This is a genomic window from Arthrobacter sp. SRS-W-1-2016 (assembly GCF_002009585.1).
GTDB classification, from domain to species: Bacteria; Actinomycetota; Actinomycetes; order Actinomycetales; family Micrococcaceae; genus Arthrobacter; species Arthrobacter bambusae_A.
In genome coordinates, this window is sequence record NZ_MTPV01000043.1 from 40,147 (window position 1) to 63,039 (window position 22,893).

A 22,893-nucleotide genomic window follows, 5' to 3' on the forward strand; every position below is an offset into this window, starting at 1 on the left:
CCGATGGCTTCCCCGCAGGCCTCCGAGGGCAAGTCGCTGCCTCCGGAACTTCCGCTCATCATGCGCTACGCGGCGCGGTCCGACGTCGGGCGTGTCCGCTCGAAGAACGACGACTCCGCGTACGCCGGCCGGCACCTTGCCGTCGTCGCGGACGGCATGGGCGGGCATGCGGGCGGGGACGTCGCCTCAGCGTCCACCGTGCTGGACATGATCCACCTCGATCACGATTCCTACCCGGACGGCGCGGAAACAGTCCTGGCAGACGAAATCCAGACCGCCAATTCCCTCCTCTCCGAGCTTGTCCACGTTGACCCGAAGCTTGCAGGCATGGGCACCACGGTCACTGCCCTGCTGCTCGAAGGCAGGCGGCTGCACTTCGCGCACATCGGCGATTCCCGGGCCTACCGCTTGCGCAATGGCAAATTCGAACAAGTCAGCGTGGACCACACTTTCGTCCAGAGGTTGATTGACGAGGGCCGCCTGCGCCCGGAGGAAGCCGAAACCCACCCGCACAAGAACGTTCTCATGCGCGTTCTGGGGGACGTGGACGCCAGCCCCGAGCTGGACCTGGACGAGCTCGACGTCGAACCCGGCGAACGCTGGCTCCTCTGTTCCGACGGCCTGAACTACGTCCAAGGCGCCGTCGTGGAGCAAGTAGTCCGCGAAACCAAGGACCTTGCCGAATGCGCAGAGCTCCTCATTGAGCTCACCCTCGCCAACGGCGCTCCGGACAACGTCACCGTGGTGCTGTTGGAAATCGTGGAGGAGACAGGCGACAACCTCACCACGGCCGCCGTCGACGTCGTCCCGGGAGCCCCGGCGCCAGCGAACGCGGCCGAAGCGGCGAAGGCCGCACCGCGCAAGGACGGGCACGGCAGCGACGCCAGCGCACCGGCCAAAGAGTCCGGAGCAGACGGCCCCGCAGCGGGCCGGGTCCCGCCGCGGGAAACAACGTCCGACGCCGGACCTTCCGCCGCCGCGGCAAAGCCCACCGCCGCCGCGGAGCCCGAAGCGGGCGCGCCCGCAAATCCCGCCGGGACTACCGAACCTCCGACGGCGACAGACCCCCACCTTGGCGAGCACTTGTCGGCCGAGATCCTCCGCGAGGAGCTTTCGAGCCGCCCGCACGAACTCGTCGGTGCTGCCGCAACCGCCGCCGATACGGGTTCGATCCCCACCATCGCTGGACGCAGCGTTGCACGCCGGGCTGCCACGGTACTGACCCACAAGGCTGAACAGGACCGTCAGGATCCCCAGCCCATTGTCGCCCGGAAGCGGCGCTGGTTGACCCCGGCTATTGCAGCGGTCTTGGCCATTTTCGTGATCGCCGGGCTGTGGCTCGGTTATGCGTGGACCCAGACCCGCTACTACGTCGGTGAATTCAACCAGCACGTCGCGATTTTCAACGGCATTTCGCAGAGCCTTGGCCCGTTCCAGCTGTCGAAAGTAGAGGCCACGACGAATATCCGCATGGACTCTTTGCCTGAATACACACAACAGACACTTCGCCAGACCGTTCCGGCACGGGATCTCTCCGATGCCCAGCAGATTGTGAAAAGCCTGCAGGAGAACGGCACCACCGGGCTGCCGGCCAATTGCCCGACGGCTACCGCCAAACCGACGGCAAGCCCCACCCCTACGGCAAGTCCCACGCCAAGCCCGAGTCCTTCGAACCGGCCAACATCGTCACCGACGTCCACGCCGGTCCCTTCGTGCGCGGTGTCCCGATGATTCTGGCCATTACCGCACCGCAGCCACGCCGCAACGTCGAGCTCGTCCTGCTGGTCCTTGCCCTCGCAGTGGGAATCGGCGCCAGCGCCATGGTCGGGCTCAATAGTGCGACCGCGTTCGACGGCGATTTCTGGTTCCAGTCGAGTCTCTTGATCGTGGCAGCATTTGCGTTCCACATGGTCCTCAGGTTTCGCGCAAAATATGCCGATCCGATCATGCTCCCGATCGTCGTTGCCCTCAACGGCTTGGGACTGGCCCTCATCCATCGCATGGATCAGCCGGGCGAGGACACGGGTAACAACCAGTTGCGCTGGACCCTCCTGGCCATGGCGGTGTCAATCGTCGTGATCTGGTTCGTCAAGGACCACCGCCTCCTTCGCCGCTTCACCTTCATCGCGCTGGCGGCCAGCGCAGTCCTCCTTGTGCTGCCGCTCGTTCCGGGCATCTCAGCCGGCGAGGTGCTTGGCGCGAGCGTGTGGATCCGCCTCGGTCCCATAACCTTCCAACCAGGCGAAATCGCCAAGATCACCCTGGCTATCTTCTTCGCAGGTTACCTTTCGTCCAACCGCGACCTCATCCTGCTGGCCGGCCGCAAGATCGGCCCCATGCAATTGCCGCGCTTCAAGGATCTCGGCCCCATGATCACGGCCTGGCTCGTGAGCATCGGCATCCTCGTCTTCCAGCGGGACCTCGGCACGTCGATCCTTTTCTTCGGCTTGTTCATCGTCATCATTTACGTGGCAACAAGCCGGATCAGCTGGGTGGTCATCGGCGGCGTACTGATCCTCGGTGGCGGATTCCTTGCATCCAAGTTCTTCTCGCACGTTGCGTTCCGCCTGGACAGCTGGTGGAACGCCTTCACCCCGGAAGTCTTCGACAGGTCCCCGGGCGGCAGCGGCCAGATCGTCCAAGGCCTCTTCGGCATGGCCGACGGCGGCCTCGGCGGCACCGGCCTCGGACAAGGCCGGCCGGACCTGGTGCCGTTTGCGAACAGCGATATGATCGTGGCTCTCATCGGTGAGGAACTCGGATTGATCGGCCTCTTTGCCGTCGTGCTGCTCTACATGCTGCTCTTCACCCGCGGGTTCCGCGCGGCTCTTGGCGCGCGGGACGCGTTCGGCAAGCTCCTGGCGTGCGGACTCTCCTTTGCCATCGCGCTGCAGTGCTTCGTGGTGATCGGCGGCGTCACGCGGCTCATCCCGCTGACCGGGCTCACCACTCCCTTCCTGGCGGCAGGAGGTTCCTCCCTGCTTGCCAACTGGATCATCGTAGGTTTGCTGCTCATGATTTCGAACACCGCGCGCGGCCCGGTGGACACCTCGCCCATTACCCATGCCCCCACAGAGGCGGTGCAGACCTCATGAACCATTCCATACGCAATTCGTGGATGGCAGCCGTTGCCATGTTCGCCCTGCTCTTTGGCGCGATCAGCTATGTCCAGGTCATCGGCGCCGGCGACCTCAATGACAATCCGTGGAACCAGCGCGCTGTCCTGGCGAACTACTGCAACGACCGCGGTGCGATCATCGTGGGCGGCAAACCAGTCGCGGAATCCGTTGCTGGAGACGAAACCTGCAAGTACCAGCGCAGCTACGCCCAGCCGGAACTCTATGCCGGAATCACGGGCTACTTCTCACGGACCTATGGATCCACCGGGCTCGAGCAGCAGCTCCGGGACGAATTGGCCGGCAGTTCCGACCAACTCTTCCTGGACCGTGTCAGCCAGATTTTCCTTGGCAGCCAGCCAAAGGGCGCCTCGGTGGAACTGACCCTCGATCCCGTGATCCAGAAGCTCGCCTACGACCTCATTCCTGACGGTCAGCGGGGCTCAATCGTCGTCACCAACCCCAAGACGGGCGCGATCATCGCGATGGTCTCCAAACCGTCCTACGATCCCAACCTGATCGCCACGCACGATCCCGCCAAGGAAAAGGCCGGCTACGACCAAATCAACCAGGTTCCCGGCATCAACCTCAACCAGTCCGTGAGCGGACCCACCGGCGAGTTGCTGGCGCCCGGTTCCGTATTCAAGCTCGTCGATACTGCCGCTGCATTGAGCTCCGGGAAGTACAACAAGGACAGTGTCTTGCCAAACCCGGACAGCCTGCCCTTGCCCGGTTCGAACGCTTCGCTGCCCAACTACGCGGGCGGCAACTGCTCAACCCGCAACACGGCCGATTTCCCTTTCGCCCTTGAGCAGTCGTGCAACACGCCGTTCGCGAGCATCGCCCTCGACCTGGGCCAGAAGGCCATCGCGGACCAGGCCAGCAAGTTCGGCTTCGGCCAGGATTTCGGGGACCAGCTCAAGCTTCAGTCCGCGGTCAGCGTCTTCCCCACGAATCTGGACCAGGCCGCGCTGGCCCAGTCCGCCGTCGGGCAGCGAGACGTCAGGGCGACTCCGCTGCAAATCGCGATGATGACGGCAGCCATCGCCAACAAGGGCGTCCAGATGAAGCCGAACCTCATCAAGACTGTGCGGGCACCGGACCTGCGCGTCATCAGCGAACCCAAGCCCGAGGCGCTGCGCACGTCCACCACGCCCGATATCGCCAGCCAGATCACTCAATGGATGACCGACGTCGTATCGCAAGGCATTGCGAGTGGTGCCGCAGTACCGGGAATCCAGGTGGCCGGCAAGACCGGTACGGCGCAACTCGGAGATACAGGTTTGAACAACTCATGGTTTACCGGGTTCGCCCCGGCCAACGACCCGCAGGTAGCCGTCACCATTGTCATGGAAGGCGTTGATGTGTCTACCGGCGCAAAGCTAACCAGTCCGAACGCGAAGAAGATTTTTGAGGCGGTGTTGAATAAGTGAGGCCTACGTCAGGAATCACCCTCGGCGGCAGGTTCCAGCTGACCAGTCGCATTGCGATTGGCGGCATGGGAGAGGTCTGGAGGGCAAAGGACCAGATCCTTGGCCGGATCGTCGCCATCAAGGTACTCAAGGAGGAATACACGGGTGACCCCGGGTTCCTCCAGCGGTTCCGTGCCGAGGCCCGCCACACCGCGTTGCTTAATCACGTGGGGATCGCCAACGTCTTCGACTACGGAGAGGAAGACGGCTCCGCCTACTTGGTCATGGAATTGGTGCCAGGCCAGCCGTTGAGCAGCATCCTGGAACACGAGCAGGTTCTTTCGCCGGACCGCACCATGTCCATCATTTCCCAGACCGCCCGGGCACTGGCCCCCGCGCACGCCCAGGGCCTGGTGCACCGCGACATCAAACCGGGCAACCTCCTGATCACGCCGGACTTCCGCGTCAAGATCACCGACTTCGGCATCGCCCGCCTGGCAGACCAGGTTCCGCTCACGCAGACCGGGCAGGTCATGGGTACGGCCCAGTACCTCGCTCCGGAGCAGGCCACGGGGCAAACGGCCACGGGCTCCTCGGACATATATTCCCTCGGGGTTATTGGCTACGAGTGCCTCACGGGGCATCGCCCGTTCTCCGGCGAATCCCAAATCGCCATTGCGCTGGCCCAGGTCAACGACGCGCCGCCGCCGCTGCCCGAAAGCCTGCCCACCCCGGTACGCGCCCTGCTGATGTCCATGCTTGCGAAGGATCCGAAGAACCGTCCTGCGGATGCCATCAAGCTGGCCGAGGCCGCGGAAGCGATCCGCGCGGGCGATATAGCCGCGGCACACGTCGCGGTGCCCGGAATGTTGCTCTTCGAATCCGCCACGGGCCCCATCACAGCGCCGACCGACATCGCCACCGCTCCCACCGGGATTGTGGCCTCGCCGTACGGCAGGGAAGCACGTTCGACGTCGACATCGGCACTCCCGGTAATCGGCGCCGCAGCAGCAGGCGCCGCAGCGGTAGGGGCTGCCGCTGAAGGTGGAAACGCGTTGGCCCGGGCCAATGCCCTGGCCGCCGAGCGCAGTTTGAATGAGGCCGACGAGCACAACCAGTACATCCATGAGGAAGAGGAGTACCGGGAAGAGCCGCAGCGGAAGAAACGCAGCCCGTGGACGTGGCCGCTCATCGCGCTGATCGCGCTCGTGCTGCTCGCCATAGCGGGGGCGATCCTGACCCAGTCGGGGCTGTTCTCGCCGAGCAGTCCCGCGCCAGCGACGACGGCCCCTCCAAGCCAGGTCTCGAGCGCGCCCCCAACCTCGGCAAGTCCGAGCCCCACGGAGACATCCGCTAGCCCGACGCCGACAACGCCGACTCCCGAGACCATCAACCTGATCCCGGATCAGTACAAGGGACAGCCGTACGACAAGGTGCGCTCGGACCTCAACGCGCTCGGCCTCGTGGTCAGCGGAAGCCAGGTCTTCGATCCGTCCGCGCCCGGCACCGTCATCGACATCAATCCTTCCGGCCCCGTGGCCAAGGGATCGACCATCACCGTCACCTACTCCAAGGGGCCGCAGATGGTCACTGTGCCGACCATCGGCAAGGGCGCCACCGAGTCGCAAGTGCAGGCTGCCATCGAGGGTGCCGGCCTCCGTTGGGTCACGGGAGATCCCGTTGACGGGGCAACCGGCCAGGCGCCCGGAACATTCGTCAGTTCAGATCCTGCGGCCGGGCAAAAGGTGAATGCCGGGTCCGTCGTGACCTACCACTTGTCCAAGTCGGCCGCGTCCGCTTCTCCCTCAGCCAGCCGCTAAGACACCATGCCAACCGGACGCTCCACCCCTGCCCACAGAGAGGACAGCACTCCAATGACATCCCAGCGCGTCCTCAACGGGCGGTACGAACTCGGTGAATTGCTAGGCCGTGGTGGCATGGCCGATGTCTACAAGGGCACCGACACTGTGCTCGGGCGGACCGTGGCCGTAAAGCTGCTGCGTGCCGATCTTGCCCGGGATCCGCAGTTCCATGCGCGCTTCAAGCGCGAGGCACAGGCGGTAGCGGCCCTGAACCACTCCTCGATCGTCGCCATCTACGACACCGGCGAGTACACGGTGTCCGGCGGACCGGGCGAGGACGTCCGGGTCCCTTACATCGTCATGGAATACGTGTCCGGCCGGACCCTCCGCGACTTGATCCGCGCCAAGGAATTGGACACTGATCAGGCCATCGAGTTCATCCTTGGCGTCCTCGCCGCGCTGGAATACAGCCACAAGGCCGGAATCGTCCATCGCGATATCAAACCTGCCAACGTCATGGTGACCGGGGACTCAAACGACGTGAAGGTCATGGACTTCGGAATCGCCCGGGCGATGGCCGATTCCGCGGCAACCATGACCCAGACGCAGGCCGTCGTTGGCACGGCCCAGTACCTGTCGCCCGAGCAGGCCCTCGGCGAAACCGTGGATGCCCGCAGCGATCTGTACTCCGCCGCGTGCCTGCTGTTCGAAATGCTCACGTCCCGCCCGCCGTTTACGGGCGACAGCCCTGTCTCGGTGGCCTACCAGCACGTCCGCGAGGTCCCGGAGCCGGCCAGCACGTTCAATCCGGCCGTTTCGGAAGCGCTGGACAGTGTCCTGGCCAAAGGCCTGCAGAAGAACCGGGCCGATCGTTTCCAGGATGCAGCTGCGTTCCGCCGCGCCTTGCGTGCTGCCAAGAACGGCGTGGCCGTCCCGGCCGTTGCCGCCGGAGCACCCACGGACGTCCAGGACGTCGTGCCGCCGATTGCGGAAGGCACTTTGGCGCGGGGCCTGACGGGCGCCGAATTCCTCGACACCACCCTCGCGGGAAGGTCGGGAAACGGTCGGAACGCCGCCGACCAGGACATGCTTGCCCTGCAGGCTGGCGAAGCGGAATCCGAAGCAGACCACGACGGCGCCATGCCGCTTGGTTTCACCCCCGAACGCGAGCGGACCGCCCGGCAGAAGTCCCGCCGTCGGGCATGGACCGCGGTAGTGGTTGTTCTCGTCCTTCTGGTCTTGGCCGGCGGCGCATTCTGGGTGTACAGCACAGTCAACCAGAAGCCGGCTCCGCCCGCGTTGATCGCAGTACCGCAGGTGGCCGGCATGACCGAAGCCGCGGCATTGCAGACGCTGTACGGCGCCAACCTCAGCCCGGAGTCAAACCACGTCCCGGATGACAAGGTCCCCAAGGGAACGGTGATCGGCAGCGATCCCGGCGTGGGGTCCCAGGTGGCCCCGAAATCGCAAGTCATGCTTAATGTTTCAGACGGCCCGGTCTCGGCGACTGTCCCGGCAGGCCTGAGCGGCCTCACCGAAGCCGCTGCCCGCGATCTCCTGCGTCAGGCCGGCCTTGTGGGCGGGTCGAGTACCTTGGCCAACAGTGCCACGGTTCCGGCGGGCTCCGTCATCAGCACCAAACCCGCTTCCGGGGCCGTAGTTGGCGTTGGCAGCACCGTTGACCTGGTGGTGTCCACGGGCAAGGTAGCCGTGCCTCAACTCGTCGGTTTGACTGAGGCCGATGCAGAAGCGCTACTCAAGGCGAACGGCCTGGCCATTGCGGTCACCGAACAGGAGAATTCGCAAGTAACCCCTGGAAAGGTTACGAGCCAGGGCGATGCTTTCAATTCGCTCGTGGAGCAGGGCAAGACCATCAGCGTGATTGTCGCGAAGGCTCCCGCCCCGCCGCCGAGCCCCTCTCCGACGCCCACGCCGTCTCCAAGCGACACCCGGGGCGGTGGCGGCGGAGGATCCGGCCTGGGCGGACTAGGCGGCTAGCGCTGGATCAGGGGGCTAAGGGTGGCCGCACGCGCGGCCGCTCCGGACATCCCTAGTGATTCAAGCCAGTTGCCGAGCATGAGGTAACCACCTTCGGTGAGCACCGATTCCGGGTGGAACTGCACACCGCACAGCGGCGCAGTGCGGTGCTGCAGGCCCATGACAACTCCGCCGGCGGTTTCGGCGGTGATTTCCAGGACGTCGGGAATGCTTTCCCGGACAGCCGCCAGGGAGTGGTAGCGGGTGGCCGTCACCGGCGAAGGCAACCCGGCGAAAACGCTCTTGCCTTCGTGCTGCACGGGCGATGTCTTGCCGTGCATGAGCTCGGGGGCATGTGTGACGATCCCGCCATAAGCCTCGGCCAAGGCCTGGTGTCCCAGGCAGACCCCGAACATCGGCTTGTTGTTGTCTCCGCACCATTTGATCAACTCAATGCAGACGCCGGCTTCGGCAGGGGTGCCGGGGCCCGGGGAGATGAGCACGCCGTCGCGCGCGTCCGCCAGCTCGATCGCTTCGGCAAGGGTGACGTCGTCGTTCCGGACCACCGTGGTTTCAGCACCGAGTTCCTGCAGGTAGCCGACCAGGGTGTAGACGAAGCTGTCGTAGTTGTCCACGACGAGGATTTTTGTTGTGCTCATGGCTGCTGTGCTGAACCAATCGTTGAGTCGGTGAGGGTAGTGAACTGTGACATCCAGGGGAAAAGGAACTGGACCATCAGGACAATCGCGCATGCCACGAGGGCCGCTGATGTCAGGATACGCACCCACAGTGGCCCCGGGAGGTGGCGGAAGATCCATCCGTACATGGCTTAGCCCTTTCCGGCCGTTTGGGCGACTTGCTTGGCGATCTCCTGCGGCGGCCCGGCGGAGGCAGGTTGCCAGCTTTCCAGCAGGGAGTAGGCGATGATGCGTTCCTGGGAACCAAAGCGCGGATTGCAGCTGGTCATGGTGAGGTAGCTTTCGGTGGGCTCCACACCCGGCTGCGTGGGGACCGGAAGAAGGACATCGGTCCGCGACGGCAGCACGATCTGGTTGTTTCGGAAAACATACGTGTAATAACCGTCTTTGGTCTGCACATATATTTTGTCGCCCGGAACCAGGAGATGGATGTTGTCCAGCACGGCGCCATGGGTCTGGCGGTGTCCGGCGACGGCGAAGTTGCCCGGCGCTCCCGGCATGCTCGTGGATCCGTAGTGGCCGAGACCCAGAGTGTCCAGAATGTCGGAACCGGTTCCCTCGATGATGGGCCGCGAATAGTCAGGGCCGAACCGGGGAATGTACATGATGCCGATCATGCCGCCGTGTTCGGGAGCCTGGGCAACCACAGGTTTCCCGTAGTTCGGGGGTGCAGCAGGATTGGCAGGGGCAACAGGTGCCACCGGTCCCGCAAAACTCTTCGCAAATCCCTGGACGGCCTGGCTCTGCTTGGCGTCCGCTTCGACGTTGGTCCACCACAGCTCCCACGCCACAAAGAGCAACAGGATGATTCCCGCGGTGAGGAGGAGTTCGCCCACGGTCTGGACGATCCTGCGCACGACGTCGCCTTTGCCTGGTCGTCCCTTTGGCCGCGGCGGGCGGGACTTGCGTCCTCCCCGGCGCGTACCCTCCGCGCCGGTTCCCGTGCCGTCCTCCGGCACGGCAGCGGCTTGCTGCGTCTGCTGCTGCGCCACTGGATCTCCTCTTGACAGGCGCGGATGCCCGACGACGAGCAGTCTCCGAAATCCGGCTAGACTTGGCTGCTAGAACGAACCCCGGAATTGCCGCGTGCGCGTTGACCGCTGGAATTTTCCTTCCTGCAGGATATCAAGCCGGCGCGCGGCCTTTCATTCAGCCGGCCAAGGAGGATCCGTGCCCGAGTCCAAGCCCCGCAAGAGGGCCGCCCGCCCCACCGAAGCGGCCACCGCGCAGCAGTACAAACCGAACCCCATCTGGTACAAGCCCGTCATGTTCGGTCTCATGATCATCGGCCTGCTGTGGATCATCACCTTCTACATCACGAGCGGCCAACTTCCCGTACCTGCATGGGCGTCCTGGAACATCGTGGCGGGCTTCGGCATCGCGATCGTTGGCTTCTTGATGACGACCCGCTGGCGCTCCTGAGCGGCGACCTCACATTCCGGCCGCCTGCCGCGTCTACTAGGCATGACCATCAGGCACACCACCATTGATTCCCCACTAGGTCAGCTCACGCTGACCGCCCGGGACGAGTCGCTGACCGGTATTTTCTTCGAGGGCCATTGGCATATGCCGCCGTCGGAATTCTTCGGGGAAGCCGTATCCGCCGAGGATCCCGTGTTCCAGCAAGCTACCCGTGAACTCGGCGAATACCTGTCTGGCGAGCGAACGGTGTTCGACGTCCCTTTCCAGGTTTCAGGGAATCCGTTCCAGCAGCGGGTATGGGCCAGGCTGGAACACATTCCGTACGGCGAAACCGTCAGCTATGGAGAATTGGCCACCGAACTGGGCGACCGCAATCTTTCGCAAGCCGTCGGTTCGGCGGTTGGCCGCAATCCACTCAGCATCATCATCCCTTGCCATCGGGTTGTGGGGCGCGACGGGAGGCTCACCGGATACGCCGGCGGCCTCGACAACAAGCGCTTCCTCCTGGACCTCGAAGAACCGGCCTCGGCGAAGGAAAGCAAGCTCTTCTAATGGAGCCCAAGAAGCCGTTCGAACTTGTCGTCCGGGAACACGGACCCACGGTCCTTCGCGTGTGCCGCGCGGTCCTGGGCGCCCACGACGCCGAGGACGGCTGGTCGGAGACTTTCCTCTCCGCCTTGAAGGCCTATCCCGAACTTCCCGCGGGCGCCAACGTCCAGGCTTGGCTCGTCACCATCGCCCATCGCAAATCCATCGACATCGTCCGCGCCAGGAACCGCCAGCCGCTTCCCGTGGATGAACTTCCTGTGCGACCATCCGGACTCGGCATCCCCGGTGACGGTCATCGGGAGGTGCTCGACGCCGTCGGGCAGCTCCCCCCGAAGCAGCGCCAAGCGGTGGCCTACCACTACCTCGCCGGGCTCCCCTACAAGGACGTCGCCGGGCTTCTAGGCGGAACCCCCGACGCCGCGCGTCGAGCGGGAGCCGACGGCGTCAAGGCGCTGCGCACCATTCTCGTTGATAGCTCCGAGAGCTACGTGAAAGAAGAATCCCCATGACCATCCATCATGACGAACCGGACGTCTCCGCGCTCCTCGCACCCCTCGAGTCCGTGGAACCGGGCCTCATGCAGCGGCTCCACGACCGCCTCGCAGCGGTGGCCGCCGAACAGGACACCCTCGACATTGCCTACCGCACCGTGGATTCGCCGATCGGCAAACTGCTGCTCGCAGCCACGGAACGCGGCATGGTGCGCGTGGCGTTCGAAGTGGAAGACCACGACGCCGTGCTGCAGCGCCTCGCGGAAAAGCTCAGTCCGCGGATCCTCTACTCAGCGAGCCGGCTGGATCCGGCCGCCCGCGAGCTGGACGAATACTTCGCGGGCACCCGGCACCGGTTCGACCTGCCCTTGGATTTCAGCCTTTCGCGCGGCTTCCGACTGAGCGTCCTGGAACATTTGCCGCAGATCGCCTACGGCCACACGGAAAGCTACGCGCAAGTGGCCTTGGCTGCCGGCAGCCCGCGGGCCGTTCGTGCCGTCGGGACCGCTTGCGCCACCAACCCGCTGCCTGTGATTGTTCCGTGCCACCGGGTGGTGAAGTCCGATGGATCGTTCGGAAACTACCTCGGCGGTACGGAAGCCAAACGCGCCCTGCTGGCTCTCGAGGCGGCATGACTTCGGGATGGACGGAACCGCTGTTTCCGCTTGAGTTGCCGGACGCGCCCGACGCCGGTCCCCGGGAGATCGCGCCCGGCGCGGTGCACGTTCCGGGCTGGCTGAGCCTTGAGCAGCAACAGTGGATAGTGGCCCGTTTCGAGGAGTGGACGCAGGGTCCCGTCCCCTTGCGTGCCGCGGTGCTTCCCGGTGGGCACCCGATGTCCGTCCGGACGATCTGCCTCGGCTGGCACTGGCAACCGTATAGATACACACGCGAGGCCGTTGACGTCAACGGGCGCCGGGTCCTCGACTTTCCTGATTGGATGGTACGCCTGGGTCGCAAGGCACTGTTCGAGGCCTACGGTGACGCCGCAGAAGCCGCAAGCTACACGCCGGACACTGCGCTCGTGAACTTCTACGACGAGGCGGCCAAAATGGGAATGCACCAGGACAAGGACGAAAAGTCGCGGGCCCCGGTGGTGTCGCTCAGCATCGGGGACAGCTGCGTCTTCCGCTTCGGAAACACGGAGACGCGCACCAAGCCGTATGCCGACGTCGGACTCTCCTCGGGCGACCTCTTCGTGTTCGGAGGAGCGTCCCGTTTTGCATTCCACGGAGTCACCAAAGTGCTCCCCGGAACGGCGCCGGAAGGTTGCGGAGTGCCGAAGGGACGGATCAACATCACCATGCGCGTCACGGGAATGTCGTAGGGCCGGGGCACAATGGCAACAACAGCTTCTGCCCGTCTTCCTGTGGAGGATTACCTATGACCCCGCCCGAGAACGGCACCATCATCGGCGACGACGGCCTTGCTCGTCCGCCCTGGGCTTCCGTCGACCCGCTCATGCGCGAGTACTACGACCACGAGTGGGGAATGCCCGTACGGGATGAACGGGGCCTGTATGAACGCATCAGCCTCGAGGGATTCCAGGCGGGACTGTCCTGGGCCACCATCTTGCGCAAGCGCGACGCGTTCCGGTCCGCTTTCATGGACTTCCACCCTGAAAGCGTCGCGGCTTTCACGGAGGCGGACGTCGAACGGCTGATGCAGGATTCGGGAATTGTGCGCAACCGCCTCAAGATCCGTGCGGCCATCACCAACGCCAAGGCGACGATCGACTTGCGGAGCGAGGGCGGCTTGGTGGACTTCGTGTGGTCGTTCCAACCGGAGTCGACGCCGGAACCGCGGACGTTTGCCGACGTCGCTAGCCAATCACCGGAATCGATTGCGCTCTCCAAGGCCCTGCGCAAGAAGGGTTTTGCTTTCGTGGGACCCACCACCATGTACGCCCTGATGGAGGCGATCGGCATGATCGACACCCATTTGCTTGACAGCCATCGCCGGGGCAGCTCAGGAGTCTGGCTCTGATTCCCGCCTTCTTTCCACAGAAGTGCGTAACTTTATCCACAGCTGTGGACAATTCATGTGGACATCCACGTACATGAGGCCAAGATCCCCGCATTCGGGCGATGACCGGACCCGTCCACTTTGATCCCGCGGTTTTACCCAGTGTGCACAAGCCTGTGGATAGTGTCCGCGGGTTCATTGAGAGTTCACTCCCGAGGCATTGAGAACTTCATTTCGGGCCCCGCCGGTCGCTGCGGCTCGCTGGCTCCGGTTCGCTGTCCCGGGTGCTTGTCCCGGGCCCTTGTCCCGGGTCCTCAATGTGGGTGTGGCCGGAATGTGTGAAAGAATTTGCGTATGAATGCAGATAAGAGTGCCTGCTCGCTCGGAGTCGACAGCCAATACGTTGAATTGGCCGTCGAAGTGTTCGCGATGCTGGCTGACGCGACGAGGGTCCGGATCGTCCTCGCGCTGCGGGACGGTGAAATGGCCGTCGGAGCGCTGGCCGACCTTCTAGGGAAGTCCCCCGCGGCAGTATCGCAGCACCTTGCCAAAATGCGCTTGGCCAGAATGGTCTCCACGCGGCAGGACGGGACCAGGGTCATGTACCGCCTGGAGAATGAGCACGCCCGCCAGTTGGTTGCGGACGCAATATTCCAGGCGGAACACGCCTTGGGCGGCACCCCTGCACACCACCGCGTAGAACAGGAATCGGCATGAGCGGCCACCAGCAAGTCGGTCATCACGAGCACGAAGTGCATGGGCACGACGTGCACGACCACGACCACGACCACGACCACGACCACGACCACGACCACGACCACGACCACGACCACGACCACGACGGACACTCCCACAAGCATCACAAGGGTCTCAAGGGGTGGCTGTATGAGCTCTTTGTCCCGCATACCCACGATTCCGCCGATTCCATCGACGATGCGCTTGAGTCCAGCACCCAGGGCGTTCGGGCGCTGAAGATCAGCCTCTTCATACTCCTCGGCACCACGGTCCTGCAGTTCCTTGTGGTCCTTATCAGCGGCTCTGTCGCGTTGCTGGCCGACACCATCCACAACTTCTCGGACGCACTCACCGCAGTGCCACTCTGGATCGCGTTCATTCTGGGACGCCGCGCAGCAACCCGCCGATACAACTATGGATACGGGCGGGCGGAGGACCTTGCCGGATTGTTCATTGTCGGCGTCGTAGCGCTTTCGGCAGTGGTCGCCGCATGGCAATCCATCGATCGCCTCTTCCATCCGCAGCCCCTGCACAATCTGTGGTGGGTCCTTGCGGCCGGACTCATTGGATTTGCGGGCAATGAGATCGTAGCCGTCTACAGGATCAGGGTGGGCCGGCAGATCGGATCCGCTGCACTGGTCGCCGACGGCGTGCACGCGCGCATTGACGGATTCACCTCCCTCGCAGTGGTGCTAGGCGCCGGCGGCGTGCTGCTCGGCTTCCCGCTGGCGGATCCGATTGTCGGCCTGCTGATTTCAGCAGCCATCATCGTCCTGCTCTGGGGTACGGTACGCAGCATCGGGCGACGCCTGATGGACGGCATAGAACCTGAACTTCTCGATACCGCCCAGGCGGCGTTGGACAGGGCACCGGGCGTACTCTCCGTGCCGCGGCTCCAACTACGTTGGGTCGGCCATCGCCTGCAGGGTGCCGCCACCATCGTCGTCGCCGACGCTTCCCTGTCAGCGGTGGAGAAGACGGTCAGCGAGGCCAGGCATCGGCTTGAGCACGCGCTTCCGAAGCTCGACGACATGGCGATACAGGCCGTTACCGAAGCTGGCCGCTGATCGACGGGGTCTTGTTCCCAACCGCTGCCCAGCCGCTGCGGCTATGATGGCCCACTGAACCTTATGTTGTGAGCCACTTACCCGATCTTGGGCCACTGACCGGACCCGCCCGGCAGTCCGAGATCCACGAAAGAAGATGCCCATGAGCCAGCAAGCGATTCCGGCGAAGCCTCGCCGAAACGTGGAAATGGTGCTGTTGGTGCTGGCACTTGGCGTCGGCATCGGTGCCCTTGCAATGACCAGCGTGGACAAGAAGGAAGCCCTTGACGTTGGATTCTGGCTTCAGGCGGGTGCCCTGACGGCGCTGGCCGGAATCTTCCACGTCGTCCTGCGTTTCAAGGCCAGATATGCGGATCCGGTGATCCTCCCGATCGTTGTCGCTTTGAACGGCCTCGGCATCGCCATGATCCGACGCCTCGATGCGTCAAACGGCACTAATGCGGGGGGCAACCAGCTGACGTGGACGATCGTCTCGGTGCTGGTCGCGGCCGCCGTGCTGTGGCTCTTGAAGGATCACAGAATCCTGCGCCGGTACACGTTCATCGCACTCGCTGTCAGCGCCGCGCTCCTCATTCTTCCGCTTGTCCCGGGCATTTCCGCGGGAGACATCAACGGCGCGAATGTCTGGATACGCCTTGGTTCCCTGCAGTTCCAACCCGGCGAGATCGTGAAGATTACGCTCGCAATCTTCTTCGCGGGCTACTTGTCCTCCAACCGGGACTTGATCCTGTTGGCCGGTAGGAAATTCGGGCGCTTGCAGTTCCCCAGAATCAAGGACACCGGGCCGATGATCACTGCCTGGGCAGCGAGCGTTGGCGTACTGGTCTTCCAGCACGATCTCGGCATGTCCATACTGCTGTTCGGCCTGTTCATCGTGATGATCTACGTTGCCACGAGCCGGGCCAGCTGGCTCGTCCTCGGCGTCGTGCTCATGCTTTTGGGCGGATACGCCGCGGCAAAGATCTTTTCCCATGTCGGCTTGCGCATCGACGCCTGGATCAATGCCTTCGACCCCCAGGTTTTCACCCGCTTCCCCGGAGGCAGCGCCCAGATTGTCCAGGGCCTGTTCGGAATGGCCGACGGCGGCCTGATCGGAAAAGGCCTCGGACTTGGAAGCCCGGACCTTGTGCCTTTCGCGAACAGCGACATGATCATCGCTTCCCTTGGCGAAGAACTCGGCCTGATCGGGCTGTTCGCGATCGTCCTCCTCTATTTGCTGCTTTTCACGAGGGGATTCCGGGCCGCCCTGGGCATCCGGGATGCCTTCGGAAAGCTCCTTGCCTGTGGGCTGGCCTTCTCCATGGCTCTTCAGTGCTTCATCATCATCGGCGGCGTCACGCGCCTTATTCCCCTCACTGGACTCACGACGCCGTTCCTCTCCGCGGGCGGGTCCTCCCTCCTTGCCAACTGGATCATCGTGGCTTTGTTGTTGCGGATCAGTGACGCTGCCCGCAGGCCCCAGACGGTCGCTTCCCAGACCGAACACGTCCCGGTCTGACGCCGGTCCGACCTTCAGGCTCCCGCTACCACCTCCGTTCACACGCTCGACCGTATCGCCTCACAATAGGGCTTCTTTCAGAGGGCGGTATCGGCCTGCCTGCGCGCCCGCTTCTGTGGCGCGCGCCCGACGTCAGGCAGCATGGGCATCAAAGCTACGTAGCGATTGACCATCCTGGCCGTCCCCGCGCCAGTCACACACTTAACAACAGGCAACTACCCACAAGTTATCCACAGTTGGGGAAAAACTGTGCCTACAAAGTGGAAAACTCCCAGAACGGCGGGCTTCAAGGTCCAGGAAGGACAACGAACTACAGCCATGTGAGTTATTAACAATGTTGATAACTCTGTTGATACCGCCCTCTTACGGCTCCTGACGGTGAGGTTGTCCACACACCATCGAAAAACGCGATTCTTATCCACATACCCACAAGCGCGTGGGCAAAAGTTATCCACAGATGTGGACGTTAATCCCCAGAGAGACCCGCTGCCCCTGCTATCTAGGCCCGGAAGGTCCATCCACAGTTGAACTACACGGTTGTAAGTTACGCACACTGTGGATAACGGCTGTGGAAAACATATCCGTGGGTATTGACGCGCCTGAACGCACAGACTTAAGCTGGCGATATTCAACCAGTTAGTTGATAAACCATCTGCTTGAGTACTGTCAAGATTCGGAATTCCGCAAGGCTTGAGACTGGAGCCAGACAGGGGAGACGCATGCCGGACACGATTGGCACAGCCGTGCTGGATCCTGAAGACCAGCTCAACAGGGCATTCATGGCCCTCGCCGATCCTGTCCGGCGCAAGATCCTGGCGCGGTTGGCCTTGGGCGATGCCACTGTCAGTGAGATCGCCCAGCCCTTCACCGTCACCCTCCAAGCCATCTCCAAGCACCTTCACGTGCTAGAGGGCGCAGGGCTCATCACGAGGAGCAGGGAAGCGCAGCGCCGTCCCTGTCACCTGAACACCGCGGCGCTGGGACCTTTGGCCGGGTGGATTGAGAACTACCGTCTTCAGGCAGAGGAACGTTTCGCCCGGTTGGACGAACTACTGGCCAGCACAGCCCAAAAGGACAATCCGGAAAAGGAGAAGGACAATGAGCACCAACACAACAATCATTGACGTCGCGGCGGGCACGCCGTTCATCGACACGAGCCGCGACTTCGATGCCGCCCCGGATCGAGTGTTCCAGGCTTTCACGGATCCCGAACTGGTGGTCAAATGGTTGGGTCCGCGTCGCCTGGAAATGCGCCTGGAGGCGTACGACGCGCGGACGGGCGGCAGCTACCGCTACACGCACCTGGACGAGCAAGGCAACGAGTTCGGCTTCCGCGGGGTCTTCCACGAGGTCCAGGAGCCGTTGCGGATCATCCAGACCTTCGAATTCGACGGCGCCCCGGGGCAAGTCACCTTGGATACCACCCGGTTTGAAGACCTTGGAGGCCGCACACGCGTTGTGCAGCGCTCCGTGTTTCCCTCGATGGAGGCCCGTGACATGGCAGTGGCCAGCGGCATGGATGCGGGCATCAAGGAGTCGATGGAACGCTTGGCGGCGCTCCTAGGGTAAGAAAAGCGTAAAGAGCTGTCAGCCCGCGGTGGCCCCAAGGACGGTAGCCAGGACAAGAATTCCGGCCACCAGTGCCATGCCGGCAGTTTGCAACAGCGCCTGGCGCGGTCCACGCGGAGCAAAGGCGATGACGGCGGCACACAGGCCGCCCGTGATCAGGCCGCCCAAGTGGGCCTGCCAGGCGATTCCCGGGACGACGAAGCCAATCACCCCGTTGATGACGATAAGGATCCACAACTGCCGGGTGTCTCCGCCGCGCCGGCTTTGGATCACGAGGAGTGCGCCAAAGAGGCCGAAGATCGCGCCTGACGCACCTTCAACGGGGGTTACAGGGAAGACCGGCGTCAGCAGCATGAAGCCAACGGAACCACCAATGGCGGAGAGCACGTAGACGGCGAGGAAGCGAATGCGCCCCAGAACGGGCTCCAGCACCTGGCCGAAGATCCAGAGCATGTACATGTTGAGCACGATGTGCAGGACGAAACCTTGTGAGTGGACAAAAGCGCTCGTCAGCATCCGCCATGGTTCGAAGGCGCCATATTGGGGAGAGGCATAGGCGGAGGCGAAAACGAGCTGGCCCTCCACGACACCGCCGGGAATCAGCCATTGCAGCACGTACACCAAGGCACACAACCCGATGAGTACGTACGTCACCAAAGGACGCCCGGTCGCGACGGCGCCGCCATAGGCGGAACGCACTGCCGGCGTCGAACGCTTCATTTCATTGACACAGTCAATGCATTGGAACCCGACGGCGGCCGCCCGCTGGCATTCGGGGCATGCAGGACGCCCGCAATGCTGGCACCGCACGTAGGAAGGCCTGTCCGGGTGCCTGGGGCACACCGGAATGTCTGCTGACGGCTCTGCCGCCGGGATTCCGTAACTCATATGCTGCTCATACTCCGGGGATCAGAGCTGGACGATGTCAATGCTGTTGATGACGACATCCTCAACAGGACGGTCGCCCATGCCGGTGCGGACGGCCTCGATGGCGTCTACAACCTTCTTGGACTCTTCGTCAGCCACCTCGCCGAAGATCGAGTGCTTGCCGAAAAGCCAGTCGGTGTTGACCGTGGTGATGAAGAACTGGGAGCCGTTGGTGCCCTTGCCCATCTGGACACCGGCGTTGGCCATGGCCAGCTTGTAAGGGGCGTTGAAGTTGAGTTCCGGGTGGATCTCGTCGTCGAACTTGTAGCCCGGTCCGCCGATGCCGCGGCCGAGGGGATCGCCGCCCTGGATCATGAAGTCTTTGATGATGCGGTGGAAAATGGTGCCGTTGTACAGGGGGGTACCGGTCTTGTCTTCGCCCGTTTCCGGGTGGGTCCAGGACTTTTCGCCTGTGGCCAGGCCAACGAAGTTGGCGACCGTCTTGGGCGCGTGGTTGCCGAAGAGGTCAACCACGATGTCACCGAGGCTCGTGTGGAAAGTTGCTTGTGCGGTTGCGATGGTCATATCGCCATTCTTCCATGCAGGGTCAACGCCGGGGCGGCCAGGAAGGCGGTTCCGCGCTCGGTGAAATCTTCCATGAATCCGCTGGATGAATAGCCGGTGCCGATCAAGCGACGTAGGCTAACAACAAACGAGCATGTTGATCGGGAGGTAGTTGTGAAGAAATCGGACCGGATTGCCCGCGAACTTGAACACACCGTCGTGAATGGTGTCGAAAATGCCAAGGACTGGGCGACACCGCGCGTCGAGGCAGCTGTGAACTGGGCGGTTCCCCGCATCCAGCACGGAATCGACACCGCTTCGCCGAAGCTTCAGGAAGGCCTGAAGTCAGCTGCGTACAACCTCGCCGACGGCGTTGCGACCGTCACCCCTAGGCTCCAGGAAGGCTTGGCGAACCTCGCACCGAGGATCCATGACGTCGTCGAGGATGCCTCACCCAAGATCCAGGAAGCCCTTAACAAGGCAACCCCTGCACTCAGCCACGCCCGGGACAAAGTTGTTGAGGAATACCTGCCCAAGCTCTCGGAACAGCTCGGGCAAGCCTCCGGGGTTGTCCACCAAGCCCTTGAGAATGCACCCGCTCAGGTGGACGCCGTGGCCCAGAGGCTGGTGGACTCGGGAGTGGTTCACAATCTGCAGGAGCAAGCACAAGCCACGGGGGCCCAGCTGAAAGCCGCGGCCGAAGAAGCATCCAAAACAGTCTCGAAAGAGCTCGCCAAGACCCGGAAACCCAAAAAGCGGGGCTTCCTGATCTTCACGGTTGTAGCAGCGGCTGCAGCGGCCGGCATTGCGGCATGGAGGGCCAGCCGTCCTGTAGAGGACCCATGGAAGACCCCGGTCCCGGTCGTAACACCCTCGCCGGTGCCGGCCGCGGCTGCAGCCGAGAAAGTGGCTGAGAAGGCCAACGAAGCCGCTGGCAAGGTAGCCGACAAGGTTGACGACGTGAGGCTCGACGTAGCTGACAAGAGCGAAACTGTAGCCGAGAAGGCAAAACACGTCGTCGAGGACGCCACGGAAACCGCAGCGAACGTGGCAATCGACGCCAAGACGGCGGTAAAGAACATCGCCGCCAGCCTTCACAAGGACGAGGCGGACAAGGACCACGAGGCCTCTGACGAAGCAGGCAAACACGAGGCCTAGGCGAAAGCCGGATTCACGCCGCGTTGAAGGGATTCCGGTTAGCCGGGATCCCTTCAATTGTTTGGCCACTTGTCACCGGAGACTTCCTCAAGGGATACCGGCCTGATGTTAGATTTATGGAGATGCCAGCCGATAGATCTTTCGTAGATGCAGCCACCAACGCAGCCGTCGCACCCGTGAAGCCGAGCGTTTCAATCATCATCCCGGCGTACAACGAGGAAAGCGTCATACGGCAATGCTTGATCGCGGCCATCTACCAGTCGGTACCTGCGGATGAGATCATCGTCGTGGACAACAGGTCCACAGACCGCACCGCTCAGATCGTCCAGCAGATGCAACAGGAATACCCTGAGAGCCCCATTATCCTGTTGAGCCAGGACAAGGCCCAGGGACTCATTCCCACCCGCAACTTTGGCCTCAACAGCGCCACGTCGGATGTCCTCGGCCGGATCGACGCCGACTCCGTCCTGGAACCTGACTGGGTGGAGCAGGTCCAAAAGGCCTTCGCCGACCCCTCGGCGCAGGCTGCAACCGGTCCCGTGGTCTACTACGACATGCCCATGCGCCGCTTCGGACTCAAAGCCGACGACAAAATGCGCCAGCTCATGCTCCGGCTCGCGAAGCACCAATATCATTTTCTTTTCGGATCGAACATGGCGCTTCGCCGTTCCGCCTGGGAAACCATCCGGGACGAAACCTGCCTGGACGAGAGAGACGAGATGCATGAGGACATCGATCTTTCCCTGCACCTTGCCGACCACGATCTCAGGGTCCAGTACTGGCCGCAGATGGTCTCGGGCATGTCCGCCCGCAGGCTCGAGGATTCACCGCGCGACTACCGCTATTACGTGACCCGCTTCGACAGGACCTACAAGGCCCACAACGTCAAGAAGATGGCGCTCAAGGCCCCCATGGTGGTGTTCTTCTCGGTCTACTTCCCGGCAAAGCTGCTCCGGGCCATCCACACGGCCAACGCGAGCCAAAGCGTCCGCCGCGGCGGCCTGTAGTCGCTCAGTCAGTGCCGAGCTCGGCGATTTTGCCGTCAACGTCACCCTTGCCGCGCCGCTGACCAGCGACGACGACGGCGAGCCCACCCAGGATCAGGGCGAGCCCCGCATAGGTACCGGCCGGTAGGGTCTCGTGCAGGAAGACCGCAGCGAGAAGCGCCGCCCCCGGAATCTCCAGCAGGATGATCATGGAAACCAGCAGCGGGCTCAGGGTGGCCAGAAGATGGTTGAAGGCGGTGTGGCCCACCAGCTGTGCGCACACGGTGATGGCCACGATCCCCAGCCAGCCTCCGGCGTCGAACCCCACGAGCCGCTGGCCGCCCATGAGGGCCAGCACCGCGACAATGGCGGCGCAGATCCCGTAGCAGAGCGTCGTGTACGTTCCAATGCCCATGCTCTGGCGGGCTTTGCCTCCGGCCAAGGTGTACAGCCCGGCCAAGGCGCCACCGGCGAGAGCGAGGATGTCGCCAAGGAGGGCTTTCGGTGAAGTCCCCATGTCGAAGCCCGTGATGGCGGCGACGCCGCCTAACGCGATGCCAAGCCCCACCAGGACCGGCCAACGGTGCTTCGTCCCGCGGAGGAGCTGGAAAACGGCGATCCACGCGGACTGCAGGCACACCAAGGCGGTGGCGGCCGCGACTGACGTGAGCTCCAGCGCAGTGATGAAGCAAGCGAAATGGAAAGCCAGCGCCACTGCCGCGACGGCGGACCACGCGAACTCGCGGCGGGTGATCTTGCGGAATTGTCGGGGCTCGCGGATCAGGACCGGCGAGGCCATGACGACGGCGGCGATTGCGTTGCGCCAGAAGGCGATGGCCAGTGCCGTGACGGAGGTCGCTCCAAGCGTTCCGGCGATGAGGGGTCCGGATGATGCGACGCCAAGCACACCCAAAGCAGCAACGATGAAGTTCACAATTCAGGGTTATAGGACAAAACGTGTGTATGGGATGGGGTTGCTTCCCAGTGTTGGCGGGCGAATTCCGGGATAGCTAAGCT

General features: G+C 63.3%; 23 protein-coding genes. 18 read left to right on the forward strand and 5 right to left on the reverse strand.

Annotated elements, in window-relative coordinates; all coding sequences use genetic code 11:
• Positions 1–3 precede the first annotated feature (3 nt).
• Genes BMF89_RS10505 through pknB form a run of 5 tightly spaced genes read left to right on the forward strand, consistent with a single transcriptional unit; the run spans position 4 to position 8,328 of the window.
• The gene (locus BMF89_RS10505; protein WP_078107033.1) at positions 4–1,731 is read left to right on the forward strand and encodes a PP2C family serine/threonine-protein phosphatase; all 1,728 of its coding nucleotides are present in this window, start codon (positions 4–6) and stop codon (positions 1,729–1,731) included.
• Positions 1,728–3,095, forward strand: a complete 1,368-nt coding sequence (locus tag BMF89_RS10510) for an FtsW/RodA/SpoVE family cell cycle protein (RefSeq protein ID WP_078107060.1) — start codon at positions 1,728–1,730, stop codon at positions 3,093–3,095. Before BMF89_RS10505 ends, BMF89_RS10510 begins: the two co-directional genes overlap by 4 nt.
• Positions 3,092–4,549: a penicillin-binding protein 2 gene (locus BMF89_RS10515; RefSeq protein WP_078107034.1), complete on the forward strand. Its 1,458-nt coding sequence runs from the start codon at positions 3,092–3,094 to the stop codon at positions 4,547–4,549. Before BMF89_RS10510 ends, BMF89_RS10515 begins: the two co-directional genes overlap by 4 nt.
• Positions 4,546–6,348 (forward strand): protein kinase, encoded by a 1,803-nt coding sequence (locus BMF89_RS10520; protein WP_078107035.1) that lies wholly within the window; start codon positions 4,546–4,548, stop codon positions 6,346–6,348. The genes BMF89_RS10515 and BMF89_RS10520 overlap by 4 nt, the downstream gene beginning before the upstream one ends.
• 54 nt (positions 6,349–6,402) lie before the next feature.
• Positions 6,403–8,328, forward strand: a complete 1,926-nt coding sequence (pknB, locus tag BMF89_RS10525; protein ID WP_139359624.1) for a Stk1 family PASTA domain-containing Ser/Thr kinase — start codon at positions 6,403–6,405, stop codon at positions 8,326–8,328.
• Here pknB and BMF89_RS10530 read toward each other — a convergent pair.
• Together BMF89_RS10530 and BMF89_RS10535 are read right to left on the reverse strand one after the other, a co-directional pair.
• Positions 8,325–8,966, reverse strand: coding sequence for an aminodeoxychorismate/anthranilate synthase component II (locus BMF89_RS10530; RefSeq protein WP_078107037.1), 642 nt, complete (start codon positions 8,964–8,966; stop codon positions 8,325–8,327). The genes pknB and BMF89_RS10530 overlap by 4 nt on opposite strands.
• Before the next feature lie 170 nt (positions 8,967–9,136).
• Positions 9,137–9,862 carry a class E sortase gene (locus tag BMF89_RS10535; RefSeq protein ID WP_253190785.1) on the reverse strand — a complete coding sequence of 242 codons (726 nt, stop codon included), beginning with the start codon at positions 9,860–9,862 and terminating at the stop codon, positions 9,137–9,139.
• Positions 9,863–10,175: 313 nt separating this feature from the next.
• Between BMF89_RS10535 and BMF89_RS10540 the strand changes: the two genes are divergently transcribed.
• The 11 genes from BMF89_RS10540 to BMF89_RS10590 all read left to right on the forward strand — a co-directional run bounded on the left by BMF89_RS10540 (position 10,176) and on the right by BMF89_RS10590 (position 18,301).
• Positions 10,176–10,427 carry a cell division protein CrgA gene (locus BMF89_RS10540; RefSeq protein ID WP_078107039.1) on the forward strand — a complete coding sequence of 84 codons (252 nt, stop codon included), beginning with the start codon at positions 10,176–10,178 and terminating at the stop codon, positions 10,425–10,427.
• Between the two features lie 42 nt (positions 10,428–10,469).
• Positions 10,470–10,979, forward strand: a complete 510-nt coding sequence (locus BMF89_RS10545; protein ID WP_078107040.1) for a methylated-DNA--[protein]-cysteine S-methyltransferase — start codon at positions 10,470–10,472, stop codon at positions 10,977–10,979.
• Positions 10,979–11,485, forward strand: a complete 507-nt coding sequence (locus BMF89_RS10550) for an RNA polymerase sigma factor (RefSeq protein ID WP_078107041.1) — start codon at positions 10,979–10,981, stop codon at positions 11,483–11,485. The genes BMF89_RS10545 and BMF89_RS10550 overlap by 1 nt, the downstream gene beginning before the upstream one ends.
• The gene (locus BMF89_RS10555; protein ID WP_139359625.1) at positions 11,482–12,102 is read left to right on the forward strand and encodes a methylated-DNA--[protein]-cysteine S-methyltransferase; all 621 of its coding nucleotides are present in this window, start codon (positions 11,482–11,484) and stop codon (positions 12,100–12,102) included. The genes BMF89_RS10550 and BMF89_RS10555 overlap by 4 nt, the downstream gene beginning before the upstream one ends.
• Positions 12,099–12,794 (forward strand): alpha-ketoglutarate-dependent dioxygenase AlkB, encoded by a 696-nt coding sequence (locus BMF89_RS10560; RefSeq protein ID WP_078107043.1) that lies wholly within the window; start codon positions 12,099–12,101, stop codon positions 12,792–12,794. Before BMF89_RS10555 ends, BMF89_RS10560 begins: the two co-directional genes overlap by 4 nt.
• 56 nt (positions 12,795–12,850) lie before the next feature.
• A complete protein-coding gene (locus BMF89_RS10565; protein WP_078107044.1) occupies positions 12,851–13,453 on the forward strand; it encodes a DNA-3-methyladenine glycosylase I in 603 nt (200 codons plus the stop codon).
• Between the two features lie 333 nt (positions 13,454–13,786).
• Positions 13,787–14,149: a metalloregulator ArsR/SmtB family transcription factor gene (locus tag BMF89_RS10570; RefSeq protein ID WP_078107045.1), complete on the forward strand. Its 363-nt coding sequence runs from the start codon at positions 13,787–13,789 to the stop codon at positions 14,147–14,149.
• Complete coding sequence (locus BMF89_RS10575) at positions 14,146–15,234, forward strand: cation diffusion facilitator family transporter (protein WP_078107046.1); 1,089 nt, start codon at positions 14,146–14,148, stop codon at positions 15,232–15,234. The genes BMF89_RS10570 and BMF89_RS10575 overlap by 4 nt, the downstream gene beginning before the upstream one ends.
• A 142-nt stretch (positions 15,235–15,376) precedes the next feature.
• A complete protein-coding gene (locus BMF89_RS10580; protein ID WP_078107047.1) occupies positions 15,377–16,732 on the forward strand; it encodes an FtsW/RodA/SpoVE family cell cycle protein in 1,356 nt (451 codons plus the stop codon).
• Between the two features lie 719 nt (positions 16,733–17,451).
• Positions 17,452–17,856: a metalloregulator ArsR/SmtB family transcription factor gene (locus BMF89_RS10585; RefSeq protein WP_078107048.1), complete on the forward strand. Its 405-nt coding sequence runs from the start codon at positions 17,452–17,454 to the stop codon at positions 17,854–17,856.
• Positions 17,831–18,301, forward strand: a complete 471-nt coding sequence (locus BMF89_RS10590; protein ID WP_078107049.1) for an SRPBCC family protein — start codon at positions 17,831–17,833, stop codon at positions 18,299–18,301. Before BMF89_RS10585 ends, BMF89_RS10590 begins: the two co-directional genes overlap by 26 nt.
• 18 nt (positions 18,302–18,319) lie before the next feature.
• On the opposite strand, the gene BMF89_RS10595 is transcribed toward BMF89_RS10590, so the two are convergent.
• A complete protein-coding gene (locus BMF89_RS10595; RefSeq protein WP_078107050.1) occupies positions 18,320–19,189 on the reverse strand; it encodes a rhomboid family intramembrane serine protease in 870 nt (289 codons plus the stop codon).
• Positions 19,190–19,210: 21 nt separating this feature from the next.
• Positions 19,211–19,753 carry a peptidylprolyl isomerase gene (locus BMF89_RS10600; protein ID WP_078107051.1) on the reverse strand — a complete coding sequence of 181 codons (543 nt, stop codon included), beginning with the start codon at positions 19,751–19,753 and terminating at the stop codon, positions 19,211–19,213.
• A 153-nt stretch (positions 19,754–19,906) separates the two neighbouring features.
• Here BMF89_RS10600 and BMF89_RS10605 point away from each other — a divergent pair, with 153 nt between their 5' ends.
• The gene (locus BMF89_RS10605) at positions 19,907–20,890 is read left to right on the forward strand and encodes a hypothetical protein (protein ID WP_078107052.1); all 984 of its coding nucleotides are present in this window, start codon (positions 19,907–19,909) and stop codon (positions 20,888–20,890) included.
• A gap of 122 nt (positions 20,891–21,012) precedes the next feature.
• On the forward strand, positions 21,013–21,897 hold the full coding sequence (locus BMF89_RS10610; protein WP_078107053.1) for a glycosyltransferase family 2 protein: 885 nt from the start codon (positions 21,013–21,015) through the stop codon (positions 21,895–21,897).
• A 4-nt stretch (positions 21,898–21,901) separates the two neighbouring features.
• Here the strand turns inward: BMF89_RS10610 and BMF89_RS10615 are convergent, their stop codons facing one another.
• Complete coding sequence (locus tag BMF89_RS10615; RefSeq protein ID WP_078107054.1) at positions 21,902–22,810, reverse strand: DMT family transporter; 909 nt, start codon at positions 22,808–22,810, stop codon at positions 21,902–21,904.
• Between the last annotated feature and the right edge of the window lie 83 nt (positions 22,811–22,893).

Bases quoted from the DNA above. Each gene is read 5' to 3' on its own strand.
- BMF89_RS10550 (WP_078107041.1), top strand. From the start codon at position 10,979: ATGGAGCCCAAGAAGCCGTTCGAACTTGTCGTCCGGGAACACGGACCC.
- BMF89_RS10510 (WP_078107060.1), top strand. From the start codon at position 1,728: ATGATTCTGGCCATTACCGCACCGCAGCCACGCCGCAACGTCGAGCTC.
- BMF89_RS10595 (WP_078107050.1), bottom strand. From the start codon at position 19,189: ATGAGTTACGGAATCCCGGCGGCAGAGCCGTCAGCAGACATTCCGGTG.
- BMF89_RS10505 (WP_078107033.1), top strand. From the start codon at position 4: ATGGCTTCCCCGCAGGCCTCCGAGGGCAAGTCGCTGCCTCCGGAACTT.
- BMF89_RS10575 (WP_078107046.1), top strand. From the start codon at position 14,146: ATGAGCGGCCACCAGCAAGTCGGTCATCACGAGCACGAAGTGCATGGG.
- pknB (WP_139359624.1), top strand. From the start codon at position 6,403: ATGACATCCCAGCGCGTCCTCAACGGGCGGTACGAACTCGGTGAATTG.
- BMF89_RS10560 (WP_078107043.1), top strand. From the start codon at position 12,099: ATGACTTCGGGATGGACGGAACCGCTGTTTCCGCTTGAGTTGCCGGAC.
- BMF89_RS10545 (WP_078107040.1), top strand. From the start codon at position 10,470: ATGACCATCAGGCACACCACCATTGATTCCCCACTAGGTCAGCTCACG.
- BMF89_RS10585 (WP_078107048.1), top strand. From the start codon at position 17,452: ATGCCGGACACGATTGGCACAGCCGTGCTGGATCCTGAAGACCAGCTC.
- BMF89_RS10555 (WP_139359625.1), top strand. From the start codon at position 11,482: ATGACCATCCATCATGACGAACCGGACGTCTCCGCGCTCCTCGCACCC.
- BMF89_RS10610 (WP_078107053.1), top strand. From the start codon at position 21,013: ATGCCAGCCGATAGATCTTTCGTAGATGCAGCCACCAACGCAGCCGTC.
- BMF89_RS10515 (WP_078107034.1), top strand. From the start codon at position 3,092: ATGAACCATTCCATACGCAATTCGTGGATGGCAGCCGTTGCCATGTTC.
- BMF89_RS10570 (WP_078107045.1), top strand. From the start codon at position 13,787: ATGAATGCAGATAAGAGTGCCTGCTCGCTCGGAGTCGACAGCCAATAC.
- BMF89_RS10565 (WP_078107044.1), top strand. From the start codon at position 12,851: ATGACCCCGCCCGAGAACGGCACCATCATCGGCGACGACGGCCTTGCT.
- BMF89_RS10600 (WP_078107051.1), bottom strand. From the start codon at position 19,753: ATGACCATCGCAACCGCACAAGCAACTTTCCACACGAGCCTCGGTGAC.
- BMF89_RS10530 (WP_078107037.1), bottom strand. From the start codon at position 8,966: ATGAGCACAACAAAAATCCTCGTCGTGGACAACTACGACAGCTTCGTC.
- BMF89_RS10580 (WP_078107047.1), top strand. From the start codon at position 15,377: ATGAGCCAGCAAGCGATTCCGGCGAAGCCTCGCCGAAACGTGGAAATG.
- BMF89_RS10590 (WP_078107049.1), top strand. From the start codon at position 17,831: ATGAGCACCAACACAACAATCATTGACGTCGCGGCGGGCACGCCGTTC.